Annotated in this window: 12 protein-coding genes and 1 tRNA gene; 2 read left to right on the forward strand and 11 right to left on the reverse strand. The window is 63.9% G+C overall.

What is annotated here, in order from left to right; all coding sequences use genetic code 11:
• The first annotated feature begins 32 nt into the window (after window positions 1-32).
• A tRNA-Met gene (locus EOA23_RS22745) sits at window positions 33-109 on the forward strand.
• Window positions 110-259: 150 nt separating this feature from the next.
• On the opposite strand, the gene EOA23_RS22750 is transcribed toward EOA23_RS22745, so the two are convergent.
• The 11 genes from EOA23_RS22750 to EOA23_RS22800 form a co-directional block, all read right to left on the reverse strand.
• Window positions 260-1,774 (reverse strand): zinc-binding dehydrogenase, encoded by a 1,515-nt coding sequence (locus EOA23_RS22750; RefSeq protein ID WP_127305798.1) that lies wholly within the window; start codon window positions 1,772-1,774, stop codon window positions 260-262.
• Between the two features lie 9 nt (window positions 1,775-1,783).
• Window positions 1,784-2,221 (reverse strand): SRPBCC family protein, encoded by a 438-nt coding sequence (locus EOA23_RS22755; RefSeq protein WP_127305799.1) that lies wholly within the window; start codon window positions 2,219-2,221, stop codon window positions 1,784-1,786.
• Between the two features lie 42 nt (window positions 2,222-2,263).
• A complete protein-coding gene (locus tag EOA23_RS22760) occupies window positions 2,264-4,450 on the reverse strand; it encodes a flotillin family protein (protein ID WP_127305800.1) in 2,187 nt (728 codons plus the stop codon).
• An 89-nt stretch (window positions 4,451-4,539) separates the two neighbouring features.
• Window positions 4,540-6,756 (reverse strand): ABC transporter permease, encoded by a 2,217-nt coding sequence (locus tag EOA23_RS22765; protein WP_127305801.1) that lies wholly within the window; start codon window positions 6,754-6,756, stop codon window positions 4,540-4,542.
• A complete protein-coding gene (locus EOA23_RS22770; protein ID WP_127305802.1) occupies window positions 6,749-7,534 on the reverse strand; it encodes an ABC transporter ATP-binding protein in 786 nt (261 codons plus the stop codon). Before EOA23_RS22770 ends, EOA23_RS22765 begins: the two co-directional genes overlap by 8 nt.
• A gap of 24 nt (window positions 7,535-7,558) precedes the next feature.
• Window positions 7,559-8,800 carry an ABC transporter substrate-binding protein gene (locus tag EOA23_RS22775; RefSeq protein ID WP_127305803.1) on the reverse strand — a complete coding sequence of 414 codons (1,242 nt, stop codon included), beginning with the start codon at window positions 8,798-8,800 and terminating at the stop codon, window positions 7,559-7,561.
• A 52-nt stretch (window positions 8,801-8,852) separates the two neighbouring features.
• Complete coding sequence (locus EOA23_RS22780; RefSeq protein WP_127305804.1) at window positions 8,853-9,881, reverse strand: branched-chain amino acid ABC transporter permease; 1,029 nt, start codon at window positions 9,879-9,881, stop codon at window positions 8,853-8,855.
• Window positions 9,878-10,927 (reverse strand): branched-chain amino acid ABC transporter permease, encoded by a 1,050-nt coding sequence (locus tag EOA23_RS22785; protein ID WP_127305805.1) that lies wholly within the window; start codon window positions 10,925-10,927, stop codon window positions 9,878-9,880. Before EOA23_RS22785 ends, EOA23_RS22780 begins: the two co-directional genes overlap by 4 nt.
• Window positions 10,924-12,252 carry an amidohydrolase family protein gene (locus tag EOA23_RS22790; protein WP_127305806.1) on the reverse strand — a complete coding sequence of 443 codons (1,329 nt, stop codon included), beginning with the start codon at window positions 12,250-12,252 and terminating at the stop codon, window positions 10,924-10,926. Before EOA23_RS22790 ends, EOA23_RS22785 begins: the two co-directional genes overlap by 4 nt.
• A gap of 52 nt (window positions 12,253-12,304) precedes the next feature.
• Complete coding sequence (locus EOA23_RS22795; protein WP_127305807.1) at window positions 12,305-13,084, reverse strand: alpha/beta fold hydrolase; 780 nt, start codon at window positions 13,082-13,084, stop codon at window positions 12,305-12,307.
• Window positions 13,081-13,959 carry a fumarylacetoacetate hydrolase family protein gene (locus EOA23_RS22800; RefSeq protein ID WP_127305808.1) on the reverse strand — a complete coding sequence of 293 codons (879 nt, stop codon included), beginning with the start codon at window positions 13,957-13,959 and terminating at the stop codon, window positions 13,081-13,083. The genes EOA23_RS22795 and EOA23_RS22800 overlap by 4 nt, the downstream gene beginning before the upstream one ends.
• Before the next feature lie 205 nt (window positions 13,960-14,164).
• Here EOA23_RS22800 and EOA23_RS22805 point away from each other — a divergent pair.
• Window positions 14,165-14,386, forward strand: a 222-nt coding sequence (locus EOA23_RS22805) for a GntR family transcriptional regulator (protein ID WP_145966460.1), incomplete at its 3' end; no start/stop codon positions are given.

Genomic DNA, 14,386 nt, shown 5'->3' on the forward strand with positions numbered 1-14,386 from the left:
CAAGAACGCAAGCAAACGCTTGCTCGTAGTGACGCGGGGTGGAGCAGCCCGGTAGCTCGTCAGGCTCATAACCTGAAGGTCACAGGTTCAAATCCTGTCCCCGCAACCAATTTTATCATAAATCAATTACCGTCCCGGTCTAACCCGGGGCGGTTTTTTGCGTTTTGAGGTCGGCATGCGGTCGTCGCGGCAAATCATAGGTAAACCGCGCGAAACGGGAGCGCGAGCAAAGCTAACCGACCGATATCGGCAACTAAGCTTACGCTTTCATGACAAGCGCGCCTGTTGTTAATCGAGATTCCAGATCTCGATGAGCCTGCGCCGCCGCCCCGAGATTGTAGGTCTTGGGAGGCGCAATCCTAATTACCCCCTGTCGCAGAGCTGCGAAAAGCCGTTTGATGTGCGGACCAAGTTTATCTGGACTATCCGTATAGTGGGCGTAGTTGGGACGGGAGATGGTAATGGATTTGGATGAAAACCGCCCGATATCCCAATTTCCCACGGGCCCGGAGGCTTGGCCGAAACTAACAAGGTGTCCTCGGACACCGAGCGCTGCCAGCGATCCACCAAAGGTGTCATTGCCGACGGCATCATAGGCGACATCCGCGCCCTTGCCCTCCGTCAGCCGCATCACCGACTCGGCGAAATCGTCTCTAGAATAGACGATTGTGTGATGGGCACCGAGCCGGGTCACGATCTGGGCCTTGTCATCGTTCGAGACAGTGGCGATCACCGTCGCGCCGAGGTGGCGAGCCCATTGCACCAGTAGTTGGCCGACGCCACCTGCTGCTGCATGAATGAGCACAATTGATCCGGGTTTAACAGCGTGGACGTCGTGCAGGAGAAAGCTGGCGGTCACGCCCTTTAGTAGGCCGGCGGCGGCGATTTCGTCCGGGATGTCATCCGGCAATTTGACCAGAAGGTCCGGCGCCATGTTTCGGCGCTCGCAGTAAGCGCCGACCGGAGGGCAGGCATAGGCGACGCGGTCGCCGACCGAGATGCCGGATACGGCCGGGCCGATTGCTTCGACGATACCTGCCGCCTCCATGCCCGGCACGCCGGGCGGCTGCAGGAGATCGAAAAAGCCGGTGCGGCAATAGACGTCGATGAAATTGACGCCGATCACCGTATGGCGGATCCGCACCTCACCGGACGCCGGCGACGGCAGGGCGATTTCCCTGAGTTCCAGCACTTCCGGTCCGCCATAGCGCTCGACAAGTATCGCGCGGGTTGTCTCGACCTGACTTGCGGCGGCCATTGGCGCGACGCGGGGCGTGTTGGCTGGCGAGGGCGCCACGGCAATTACCGGAGATGGCCCGATCGGCATGCCGCGGTTTCGGCGTTGCAGAAGATTGCGTACCGCCGTGAAGCCGGCCTGATAGATGCCTTCGCTGACCAGCTTGACCAGTTCGTCGCGGCGATGTGCTGGTGGGTTGAACTCGGACCGCCATTCCCAGAAGGTGGCATTGCTGTCGGTCACCGGCTTCAAACTGATCGATGCGACATAGCCCATCAGCGGCAGCGGCGCTTCGAGCAGGCAATAGCTCAGTCGCCGGTCCTTGTCGGACAGCGTCAGCAATTGCTCGCGCCATTCGCCGCCATTCTTCAGCCGGAAGTGACGCACCGCGCCGACGGCATCGACAGGCTCGCCGCCTACGATCTCGCTGAAGGCGATTGCTGGATGCCAGCGGTCATGGCCGTTGAAGTTGCGCAGGATCGCCCAGACCGCGTCGACCGGCGCATCGATGATCGTGCTCTGGCAAAGCTTGACCATCGGCTGGCGTCAGCGCCCGAACCGGTGTTTTAGCGCAGTCAAGGCGGTCTGGAACACGCTATTGCCGATCTGATGCCTCAGAGCCGCCTCGCGGTCGGGGGCGCAGTCGAAGTCCGCCTGCCATTCGGCCAAGGTCAGGTTGCCGTCAGTGACCGGCGTCAGCGACAACGTGGCGACATAATTCTCCACTGCCATTGGGCTTTCCAGGATAGCGTAGCTGCAGGACAGGTCGTAGTCTGACAGCGCCAGCAAGCGTTCACGGATGCGTCCGCCGTCCTTAAGCGTGAAATTCCGGATGCAGCCGATCTGGTCGGCCTGGGCATTCTGCTCGATGCGGCTCTCGGCGACGAACGGCGCCCAGCCCGGCAAACCGTTGAAGTTACGCACCAGCTTCCACACCTCCGCCGCGGGCGCCGGGATGACGGAGGAGACATAGACCTTGGTCATTTCTAGCAAGCCGTCGATATTTCGAACCGCATGATCATCCCGTCAGTGGTCGCGGTCGTCATCATCGTCCTTGGCGGGTTTGCCTTTACCCTTCTTGTCGCGGGTCAGGCTGGAAATGTCCTTGGCGTCGCGGAGCACGTCGGTCATCCGTCCGAGCGAGCCGCCATCGATGCCGATCTCCTTCATCAGATTGTCGATCATCGGCGCCTGCACCCGGTAACGCAGCGCGGAGTCGATCACCTCGTCGGTGACGTTGCGGTTGCCGCCGGACCCGCCATTGATACCGTCGACATGCAGAATCTTGATGCCGTCGATCTTCTCCATCGGTTTGACGCTCTCGCGGATGATGCCTTCCATGTGGTCGAGCAGTTTGCCGCGCAGGCGACCAGCGCGCGCCTCGCTGGAGAGAAGGTTCTCCGCTTCGTTGATCTGCCGATGGCCAGCCGCGTCGACTTCGTAACGCTGGGCGGCGGCGAGGGCGTGGATCTTTTCCGACTCCGCAGCGGCGACGGCCGCGATCTTCTGCGCCTCCGCCAGGCTCTTGGCGGCCTTCATCTCGGCTTCGGCGGCCGCCGTCACGCGAAGAGCCTCGCGCTCGGCCTCGCGTTGGGCGGCGATCAGGTCGGTCAGCTTGCGGCGTTCGGCGATCTCGCGCTCGCGCGCTGTCAGGGCCTGTTCCTCGGCCTGGATGGCTTTGGCGCGAACGGCTTCCGAAGCGGCGATCGCCGAGGAACGTTCCTGCGTCTTCTTGGCGATGTCGATGGCCTTCTGGATTTCGGCGATCTCGATCTTCTGGTCGCGGTCGACGCCGAGCTGGCGAATGTCGCGCTCCTTGATGAGGCGCGCCTCCTCGATGCCGCGCTCGGTGGTGATGCGGGCGCGCTCGACCTCTTCGCCGGCCGAGATTTCGGCTTCCTCGAAGGCCTGGCGCTTGGCGATCTGCAGGGCTTCGAGGTGCCGCTCCCTGGCGATCCGTACCTCGTCGACGGCACGTTCCTGCTCGATGCGCGCGGTCTCTGTCGCCTGGTTCTCGACAATCTCGGTGCGGCGCTTCTCGGCCTCCGCCCTGGTCACTTCGAGCGCCTTTTCGGCGAGCGCGATCTGGCGTTCGAGCTCGGCGATCTCGAGCGTCTTCTTGCGTTCGATCTCGAGTCCGCTCTGCGCGCCCTCGCGCTCGATGCGCGCCTTCTCCAGCGAAAGTCCAAGAGCGATCTGCTCGCGCTCGGTCAACTCGCGCATCTTCATCTCGGCCTCGTCCAGCGCGCGCCGACGCGCGATCTCGCGGCGCTGCGTGTCTTCCTCGCTGCGGATGCGCTCCTCTGTGATGCTGCGCTCCTGGGCGAGGCGCGATTTCTCCACCGCTTCGCGCGCCGAGAGCTGCGCCTGTTCGGCTTCCTGGTCGCGCACGGCGCGCTCCCTTGCGAGCTCGGAGCGCTGCGCCGCGCGCCGGATCTCGACTTCGCGCTCCTGTTCGAGGCGGGCGTATTCGCTGTCACGCTCGATCTCCAGCACCTTGCGCTGTGTGTCGAGGTTCTGGTTGCGGATATCGACCAAGGTGCGCTGCTCGATCTCGTTTCGCATCCGGCGCCTGGTCTCGATGGATTCCGTCAGCTGCGTCAGGCCTTCGGCATCGAAGGCGTTTGACGGGTCGAAATATTCGAGGCTGGTCTGGTCGAGATCGACGATGGCGACGCTTTCCAGCTCGAGCCCGTTGGCGGCCAGCGAGTCCGAGGCAAGCGCCCGGACCTTGTCGGCATAGTCGCCGCGCAGCTCGTGCATCTCCTCCAGCGTCATCTGGGCAGCGACGGTGCGCATGGCGCCGGCAAACTTGCCTTCCAGCAATTCGCGCAGGCTGTCGGGCTGCAGTGTGCGGCGGCCGAGCGTCTGCGCCGCGGCGGCGACGAATTCGCGGCTCGCGCCGACGCGGACGAAGAACTCCGCGATGAGGTCGACGCGCATGCGGTTCCTGGTGATCAGCGCCAGCGCGTCCTCGCGGCGCACCTCGATGCGCAGCACGTTCATGTTCACGGCGGTGATGTCGTGCAGCACGGGGATGACGAAGGCGCCGCCGTTCACCGCCACCTTCTCACCCAGGAAGCCGGTGCGCACGAACGCTGTCTCCTTTGTCGATCGGCGATAGAGCCATCGCAAGATGTAGACGGCGATCACCACGACGACCGCGGCAACGATCAGCCACAACAGGAAAGCGCCAAAAGTCTGCGCGTCCATGAACTATCCTCCCCAAGACAATGCGGTCGGCGCGAGGCGACCGGCAACGATTTCAAACATCCACCCGCGAGGTGGCGAAGTCCAATCCTTCATGCCCGTCTCTGCAGCTTTGGGCCGATCGCGTGGAAGGCGCTGATCACGGCATCGACAAAAGGCGTGTCATTGATGTTGGCGCGCACCCGCTCGACATGGCGCAGCGGCGTCTGGTGCACGGTCTTCTCGATGGCCTCGAACAAGGCGTTGTCGGCCTCCGGGTCATGAAAGGGCTGGCCGGGCGCGTCGAGCATCGAGACGCCGCCTTCGGGCAGCAGGAAACGTACCGGGCCGTTCATCGCGTTGAGACGCGCGCCGATCCACTCGCCGAAGGCGCGGTTCTCGTCGCGCGTCGTGCGCATCAGCGTGACATTGGGATTGTGGATGACGAATTTGCGGCTGCGGAACTTCTCCGGCACGGTCTCGCGCGGGCCGAAATTGACCATGTCGAGCGCTCCCGTCGAACCGACATAGGGCAGCCCGCTGCGGATGGCGGCGCCGAAGCGATCCTCGGTCGCCGGGAACACGCCGCCGACGATCATGTCGGCCACCTCGGTCGTGGTCAGGTCGAGGAAGGCCGACAGCAGGCGCGAATCGCCGAGATTTTCCATGGCGCGGCCGCCGATGCCGGTGGCGTGGAAGACGAGACAGTCATAGTCGGCTTCGAGCCGCTTCGTCACCGCCTGCACCGCGGGCGTGGTGACGCCGAACATGGTGATGCCGACGGCCGGTCGCGCCAGTTTGCGCTTTGCCTCCCACGCTTCGGCATTGGGTAATTGCGCGACCATGCCGGCCATGGCATGCGCGGCGTTGGACAGCACCTGCTCGGTGATGGAGTTCAACCCCTGAACGTCGGCGACCGAATGGAACATCATGATGTCGGCGCCGCCGACATATTTGGCGACGTCTCCGGCCGCCACCGTCGAAACCATCAGCTTGGGGATGCCGACCGGCAGGACCCGCATCCCGGCCGTCGCCAGCGTCGTGCCGCCGGAGCCGCCCGCCGAGATGACGCCGCCGATGCGCGGCTCCCGCTCGATCCAGCGCGCGAAAGCCTCCGCCATGGCGCTGACCGAACCGCCACGATCGTCGGTGAAGACGGCCGAGGACCCGCGGATATGCATGCTGGCCACCTGCATGGCGGGCACGTCGGCGCTCGACGGCTTTCCCGATGTCGACAGGTCGACCGTGCGGACCGGAACGCCAAGCTGCTTCAGGCGATCGGCGATGAAGCGCAGTTCCTTGCCTTTCGTGTCGAACGTGCCCGCGACCAGCACGGTCCTCCCGATGCGCTCGGCAAAGGGAATGGCGAAGACCTTCCTCAGGTCGTCCTGGGGTGCGGCCTTGTCGACGGCCGCCTGGCGCAGTTCGGTAACTGGCACGTTCCAGCGGTTGGGCAATTGGGTAACAGGGCGGTAGAGGCTGTCGCCCCCTGCTGCTTCGATCGTTCCGGCTGCCGTCCGGTCGACGCGATAGACCGCCGCCAGTTGCTCCTTTGCCTGCGCCGCTTCCGCTGGCGTGACAGGCGCCTCCTCGGCATGGCGTCCGACGCCGAGCAGCCGCTGCTGCAGGTCGCGGTCGGCCGCCAACGCAGCCGCTTCCATCACTCGGTTGATCCGGCCATTGACCATGATCGCGACCTGATCCGACACTGCGGTCGCGACGCCGATATTCTGCTCGATGACCAGGACCGCCATGTCGCCTTCGGCGGCGAGGTCGACCAGCATCTTCTCGACCTGGTCGACGATGACCGGCGCCAGGCCTTCGGTCGGCTCGTCCATGACCAGCAGCTTCGGGTCGCTCAGCAGCGCGCGCGCAATGGCGAGCATCTGCTGTTCGCCCCCCGACAGCTGCGAGCCGCCATTGCCGCGGCGCTCGGCCAGGCGCGGAAAGGTCTGGTAGACGCGCTCGACCGTCCAGCTGGCATCGCGCCTGTTCCCGGCGGCAAGCCGCAAATGCTCATGGACCGTCAGGCTCGGCCAGACGCGGCGGCCCTGCGGGACATAGCCGACGCCGAGGCGATGGATTTCGTGCGGCTCGAGCGAGGTGATCTCGCGGCCGTCGACACGGATCGAACCCGACTTCGCCCGCTTGAGGCCAACAATGGTGTTGCACAACGTCGATTTGCCCATGCCATTGCGGCCGACCACCGACAGAATGCCGCTTTCCAGCGTCAGCGAAACACCTTGCAGCGCATGGCTTTCACCGTAGAAGACCTGCAAATCGTCGATGCGCAGCATTGTTCTGGCAGCTTTCCCGGGACGCTCAGCCATGCTTGCCCCCGAGATAGATCTCTTGGACTTCCGGATCGGCTTCGATCTCCTGCGGCGTGCCTTCCTTGAACAGCCGGCCATTGTGCATCATCGAGACATATTCCGAGACGCGCAGCGCAACGTCGAGATCATGCTCGATGATGATGTAGCCTATGTGCTTGGGCAGCGCGTTGAGGATGGCGACGAGGTCGCGGCGCTCGGTCGGCGACAGGCCGGCCGCCGGCTCGTCGAACAGGATAAAGCGCGGCGCGCCGGCCAATGCCAGCGCGATCTCTAGCTGGCGCTGCTGGCCGTGGCTCAGCGTCGCCACCAGCGTGTCGCGATAGGCTTCGAGATGGACGGCGTTGAGGATCGATTCCGCCTGCACCATGTTGACGTCCGACGCGGCCGGGCGCAGCAGCGAGAACCGCCGGCGCGAGACGCCGCGGCAGGCGAGGAAGATGGAATCGAGGACCGACAGGCCCTTGAACAATTGCGAGATCTGATAGGTGCGGCGCAGGCCGCGCCGGATGCGCTCATGTGGCGGCAGGTCGGTGATATCCTCGCCGAAAAACTGGATGCGCCCGGCGGTCGGCAGGAAGTCGCCGGTAACGGCGTTGAACAGGGTGGTCTTGCCGGCGCCGTTGGAGCCGAGGACCGCGCGCCGCTCGCCGGCCGCGATCCTCATGTCGATCCCCGAGAGCGCCACCAGCGCTCCGAAATGCCGAGCCACGCCATCGAGCTCCAGCGCATAGGCGCCAGAGCTCTGCAAACGGTTCGCGGCCAGGTTTTCGGTCACTGACGATGCTCTTGGCGCGTGCGGTTACGGGCAGCTCGGATTGTCGCGGTTGACCGCGCCGAGCTTCATGAACTCGTCCTCCGGAATGCCCAGCGTCTGGTTGACCTGCGGCACGACCTTGACCAGCTTATTCAGGAGATTGCCGTCCGAACCCTCGGTGACCTCGGTCAGGAAGATGTCGGCGACGGCGTTGCGGTTCTTGTCGAGCGACACCTTGCCGGTCGGCGTGTCGAAGGAGAGTTTCGACAAAGCCTCGCGCAATTTCTTGCCGCCGTCGGACACATCGCCGCCGATCTGGTCGAGCGCCAGAAGCGTCGCCTTCATGTTCACATAATAGCCGTGGGCGAAGAGCGACGGCGAGGGGAAGGCGCCCGGCTGCTTCTTGTAGGCGTCGACGAAAGCCTTCCAGGCGGGCGCATCATTGGTGTCAGCCGTAGGCCCAGCGGAAGGCGTGCCCTTGAGCACATCGCGCAGCTTGCCTTTCGAGGTCAGCACCGTCTGGTCGACGGTGATCGAACCGCCGATCAGCGGCGCCGAGCCGCCAGCCTGCTGGTACTGGGTCAGGAAGTTGACGGCGTCGGCGCCGCCGAGCGCTACATAGATCGCATCGACGTCTTCGGGGATCGCCGCTATGACCGAAGAGAAATCCTTGTTGCCGATCGGCACCCAGGATTTCGACGGCACGTGTCCACCCGCCTTGCAGAACTCGGCCATGAAGCCGAACACCTGCGTATAGGGGAAGGAGTAATCCTCTGCGACGGTGGCGACCTTCTTGTAGCCCTTGTCCTTGAAGGCATAGGTGCCGAGGCCAGCCATCCATTGCGCGCCATCGGTGGAGAAGCGGAAGAAGTTCTCGGCCGGATTGCGCAGCGTCGTGTCCTGCGCGGCTGAGGTGCCGTTGATGAACGTGACATCCGGCTTGGTCTTGGCGTAGTCCTTGACGGCGAGGCCTTCATCGCCTGAAAGCGGGCCGACCAGCACCTTCACGCCGTCCTGCTCGACCAGCTTGCGCGCCGCGCGGACGGCGCTGTCGGGCGAGGCGTCGGACGAGCCCTTGACGATCTCGATCTTCTTGCCGGCAACGGTGCCGTTGGTCTCGGCGATGGCCGTCATGGCGCCGCGTTCCCCATCCTCGCCGAGCACCGTGAAGGGTCCCTCGAAGGTGGCGAGCAGGCCGATCTTGATCGCATCGTCGGCGGCGAGCGCCATCGAAGGCGCGGTCAGCCCGGTGAACAGCGCCAGGGCCAGCAATGTACGTCTATGCATCCTCGGTTCCTCCCATTTGAATTGATCAGCAGTGCTTCATCTGCGACGGCCGCTAGGGGCCGGCGCGCAAGGACTCTTGGGCAAGATGTGGCTTGATCCTCCCCCACAACCCAAGAATTCCATCCGGCGAGACGAAGACGATCGCCAAAAACACCAGGCCGATCAGCGTGTTGAAACGCTCAGCGCCGACGATGTCGATGGCGAAGGTCTGCATCAGTATGACGACGATCGCGCCGACGAATGGCCCGATCGGGTGGCGCAGGCCGCCGATGACGGCGATGATCAGAATGTCGATCGCCACGTCGACGCCAATTGTGCCCGGCGAGACGCGCCCGTTGAACCAGACCAGCAGCACGCCCGCCAGCCCGGCGAGGATGCCGGCCAGGAACCAGGCGAAGACCTTGTGCGCGGTGACATGATAGCCGAGCGCCCCCATCCTGCGCGGGTTGTCGCGGATCGCCTGCAAGGTCATCCCGAAAGTGGAGCGGGAGCCGTAGAGCACCGCCGCGTAGGATAGCATCGCAAGGCCGAGACAGAGGTAATAGAAGGGTTTCGGGTCCCGCCAGTCGATGCCCCAGAAGACCGGCGCGTGGATGCCGGCATAGCCGGAATGGCCGTTGAAGATCGCGTAGTTCTGCTGGGCGAAATAGAAGGTCGCCGTCGCGATCGCCAGCGTGATCATCAGCGTGTATATGCCTTCCGTGCGCACCGAGATCCAGCCGATCAGTGCCGACGACACCGCCGCCGCGGCGACCGCGAATGGAACGGCGATCCACCAGGGCCAGCCGAAGCCAAGCACGTTGGAATTGTTGCTGCCCAGGATGGCGACGGCGTAGGCCGCGATGCCGGCGACGGTGATCTGAGCTAGGCTGAGCATTCCGCCATAGCCGGCAAGCAGCATCAGTGACAACGCCAGCACGCCGAAGATCATCGAATAGCCGGCGATTTGCGTCAGGAAGAAATCCGACGCCAGCAGCGGATAGAGAAGCAGCGCCGTGCCGAGGATGAAGTGACCCGCGCCGATCTTGTCCAGCCAGTTCTGCTGCGGCACCGCGCCGTCGGCGATCGTGGTCAGGCTCATCTCGCCTTCCCCATGATGCCTTGCGGCCGCACCGCCAGCGTCACCACCATGATGACGAAGGTGAGCACCACGCCATAGGTCGGGAAATAGACGAGACCGATCTGCTCGGCCAGCCCGATGAGCAGCGCTCCGATCGCCGCGCCTGTGATAGAGCCCATGCCGCCGACGATCACCACGACCAGCGAAGCAAGCAGATAGCGTACGTCCTCGCCGGGCGCCACCGAGAGCGCCGATCCGCCGACGACGCCGGCGAAGCCGGCAAGCCCGGCGCCGACCGCGAAGACGATGGCGAACACCGCATGCACGTTGACCCCAGAGGCCGACAGCATGGCGCGGTCGTCGACGCCGGCGCGGATCATCATGCCGACGCGCGTCTTGTTGAGCATCAGCCAGAGCCCGACCCCGATGACGATCGCCGCCGCCAGCACGACTACGCGGTAGAGCGGATAGGTGAGGAACACCGAGGCGCCGTTCGAACGCACCGCGGTGATAATCGGCAAGGTCAAGGCGCCATCGAGCCATTCCGGCGTGGCGATCTGGTAGGTGCCGCCGGCCCACACCGCCAGCATCATATCGGCGGCGACGATCGAGATGCCGATGGTGACGAGGGTCTGCCTGAGATCATCGCCCTCGAGGCGGCGGAAGACGAAGACCTGCATGATGACGCCGATGATGGCGAGCACCGTGAAACCGGCGGCGACGCCGAGCAGCCAATAACCGGTGCGGCTGGTCACCTCGTAGCCGATATAGGCGCCGAGCAGATAGAGCGAGCCATGCGCCAGGTTGATATTGCGCATCAGGCCGAAGATCAGGGTGAACCCGCTGGCGACCAGGAAATAGAGGCCGGCGAGCGTCAGGCCGTTGAGGATGGCGCTGACGAAGGCTTTCTTGGAGATCAGGATCGCGTTCAGCCAGGCGGGCCAGATGGCAAAGACCAGCCAGGCCACGATCGCCGCGGCGAGCAGGCCGACGAGGCCCCAGGCCTGGCGGCTTGTCACGCCGCCGCCCGACAGCGACGAGGATGACGGCTGGTCGAGTATGCTCATGCGGTCAGCCGCCGGCGCTGCTCGTTCATGCGCGGCGCCTTGTGGAACTTGCCGTCCTTCATGATGGCGAGGATGCGGTTCTTGTCCTGCAGGATGCGCACGTCGGAGATCGGATCGCCGTCGATCAGAAGGATGTCGGCGAGGTAGCCTTCCTTGATCAGGCCGAGCTCGTCGCCCATGCCCATGATCTGGCCGCCATATTTGGTCGCGGCCTGGATCGCCTCCATCGGCGAGAAGCCGAGCATCTCGACGAAGGTCTGGATGTCCTTGGCGTTGGTGCCTTGCGGCGTCCATGCGAAGCCGTAGTCGCCGCCGATGAGGACGCGGATGCCGCGCCGGTGCATCTTCTTCATCGTGTCGATGCACATTTCCAGCTCGCGCTCATATTCGAGCGACAGCGGCGAGCCGGGCTTGATGCCCCACTGCTCGGCATAGCGGGCGGTGTTGATCAGCCAGGCGATGCCGGGCGCGACGAAATGCTTGTCCTTGACTGCTTCCAACATGTCGAGGGCTTCCTCATCGGCGAAGGAGGCGTGGTAAATGTTCTGGATGCCGTGGCGGACGCACTGCTTGACCGACCCGGAAGAGCGGGCATGCGCTGACAGCACCTTGTTGCGGCAGCGCGCCTCGGATGCGGCCATCGCAACCTCCTCCTCCGACATCGGAGTTTCCTCCGCGCCCATGCCGGTGATGCTTTCGCCGGAGAGGTTGAGCTTGATCGAATCGACGCCGTATTTGATCAACTGGCGCACCGTGCGGCGGATTTCCTCCGGTCCGGATACGACGATCCCGAGATTGAGCCCCTCATGCGGAATATGCGACGGGGCGGAATCGCCGAGGCCCCCGACCGTCGTGATCTCCGGTCCGGCCGCGAGGTAACGCGGTCCTGGAAACCGGCCCTGGTTGATGAATTTCTTGGCGACGACGTCGAGCCGCGGCTTGGCTGCGGCCGCCCCCCTACCGGCGGTGAAACCGGCGTCCAGCACCAGCTTGGCCATCTCCATGGTGACCAGCATGTGCTCCTCGATCTCCATCATCTGGATGGGATCGATGCCGGGGGCGTTGTTCCAGGACAGATGCAGATGGGCGTCGATCATGCCGGGCATCAGCGTCGCGCCCATCCCGTCGATCACGGTTGCGCCGCCGCTGTAGGAAGACGACGAGGACGAACCGAAGCGGGACGACCCCTTGGTGATCTGCTTGATACGGTTGCCCTGCACCAGTACCTCACCGGTGTACGGATATTCACCAGTGGCGTCGAGCACGCGCACATTGGTGAAGAGCGTGCCGCTCGATCCGTTTCCGGTCCAGCTGTCGTCTGCCATAACAAGCCTCCCAACTTGCCGAACGTAGAATTCTACGGTCGATGCGAAATCCTCACCTATCAACCCGTCTCAAAAAATCGGCGAGCTTCGAGCTGCTCTCGCGCGGACTTTCCACCGTGGCCCAGTGTCCGCACCGATCGATTGACGAGAATACGGCTCCCTTGATCTTGTCGGCAAGCGCCTGGGCGACGCCCGGCGGATTGACCGTGTCGTCGTCACCGGTGACGAGCAGGGTCGGCGCGGAAATCCTGCGCGCATCGACGGCGGTGACTTTTGCCAGCGCCTCGCAGGTGCGGGCGTAGGATTCGGCGTCCTGGCGCGTAATTGATTCCCGCACGAAGGCCGCTGCCGCGGGCGATGTTTCTCTCGTATGGGCCGAAATCGCGTTGGCGACGATCTGATCGGCTATGTCGGAAATGCCGCCGGAGCGCGCCAGGCGCGCCCGGTTGGCCAGGCCTTGGCGGGTCGCTTCGGCCGGTTCGGCAAGGGCGCCGAACAGTGTCAGCGAGGCGACCAGCGCCGGCTGCATCGCGGCGATCTGCTGGCATACGACGGTGCCCATCGAATGGCCGACGAAATGCGCCGAGGTTACGCCCGTGCCGGCCATGGCGCGGATCACGGCTTCGCTCATTCCCTCGATGGTCAGCGGCTCGATCGGGCGCGGCGAACGGCCCGAGCCCGGCAGGTCGACCCGGACGATGCGGTAGCCGGAGAGCGCGCCTATCTGCGGCTGGAACATGTTCGAAGTTCCGCCGAGGCCGTGGATCATCACCACGGTGGCGCCTTCGCCGACGACCTCTGCGACGACCTGGCCGACAGTCACGGTCGTCATTGGGGCCTCTCCACGAAGCGGTTCTCCAGCGTGCCGATACCGTCGATCTCGATGCGCACGACATCGCCGGGCTTAAGATATTTCGGCGGGTCGAAGCCGATGCCGACGCCGACCGGCGTGCCGGTGGCGATGATGTCGCCGGGCTTCAGGGTGATGCCCTGCGACAGGGTGGCGATGATGGTCGGGATGTCGAAGATCAGCAGGGAGATGCGCGAATCCTGGCGCAAATCCTCGTTGACGAAACAACGGATACCGGCTGTCTCCAGGTCGAATTCGTCCCTAGTCACGGCCCACGGACCCATCGGACAAAATGTGTCCTGTGATTTGCCGATCAGCCACTGGCTATATTTGCCCTGCAGGTCGCGGGCGGTCACGTCGTTGACAATGGTGTAGCCCCAGACATGATCGAGCGCGTTTTCTTTCGATATGCCGCGCCCGCCCTTGCCGATGATGACGGCGAGTTCCGCCTCATAGTCTATCGCGGTCGAGACCGATGGATCGATCAGCACGCTGGCATGGTTGGCTACGACCGATTCCGGCACTTTGGAAAAGATGATCGGATGCTTGGGGATCGCGCCAGCGCCGGCGCTGGAATCGAAGCCCGAGCGGGCAAACTCATGCGCATGCTCATGGTAATTCTTGCCGACGCAGAAGATGTTGCGACGCGGCTCCGGGATCGGCGCCTCAATCTCGACCTGCGCCAGAGGGACCGGCGACAGCGTGCGCGGCAGTCCGGATCCGTTGCGCTCGATCAAAGCGAGAACGCCGGTGCTCACCTGGTCAACGGGAAAATCGAAAGGGGCGATTGTCTGCGCTTCGAGGTCGACAAGGCCGACGCGACGTTCGCCGGCGATCGAAAAGGTGGCGACCCGCATTCCATCCTCCCTGAGCCTTTTTTGAACCAATATTGGCTCTTTCACTACACGCTATCGCCTATTGGTTCACCCTTCAAGGGGATTCTGATGCGAAAATCCGACAAAACATATCACTGGTGCCGGGTTTCTTTTAAAAGACACTAGACCAAGGGGCAATCGGTCAGCTACATTGGTTCAATATTGGATCAGATAAAGCCGTTCACAAATGCCGAAGCTTGTCGCCAACGATATTGCCACAATGCTGAAGAAGCGGATTTCCGCAGGCGAATGGTTCGAGGACGGCCGCATGCCTCCCGAACGCGACCTCGCCGCAGAATTCGGCGTCGCGCGCAACACGGTGCGCCGTGCCGTCGGCTTCCTGGAGGAGGACGGGACTGTCGTCCGGCATGTCGGGCGCGGCACCTTCCTGACCGCGACTGATCCTGTC

Source organism: Mesorhizobium sp. M2A.F.Ca.ET.042.01.1.1, from assembly GCF_003997405.1.
Taxonomy (GTDB): domain Bacteria; phylum Pseudomonadota; class Alphaproteobacteria; order Rhizobiales; family Rhizobiaceae; genus Mesorhizobium.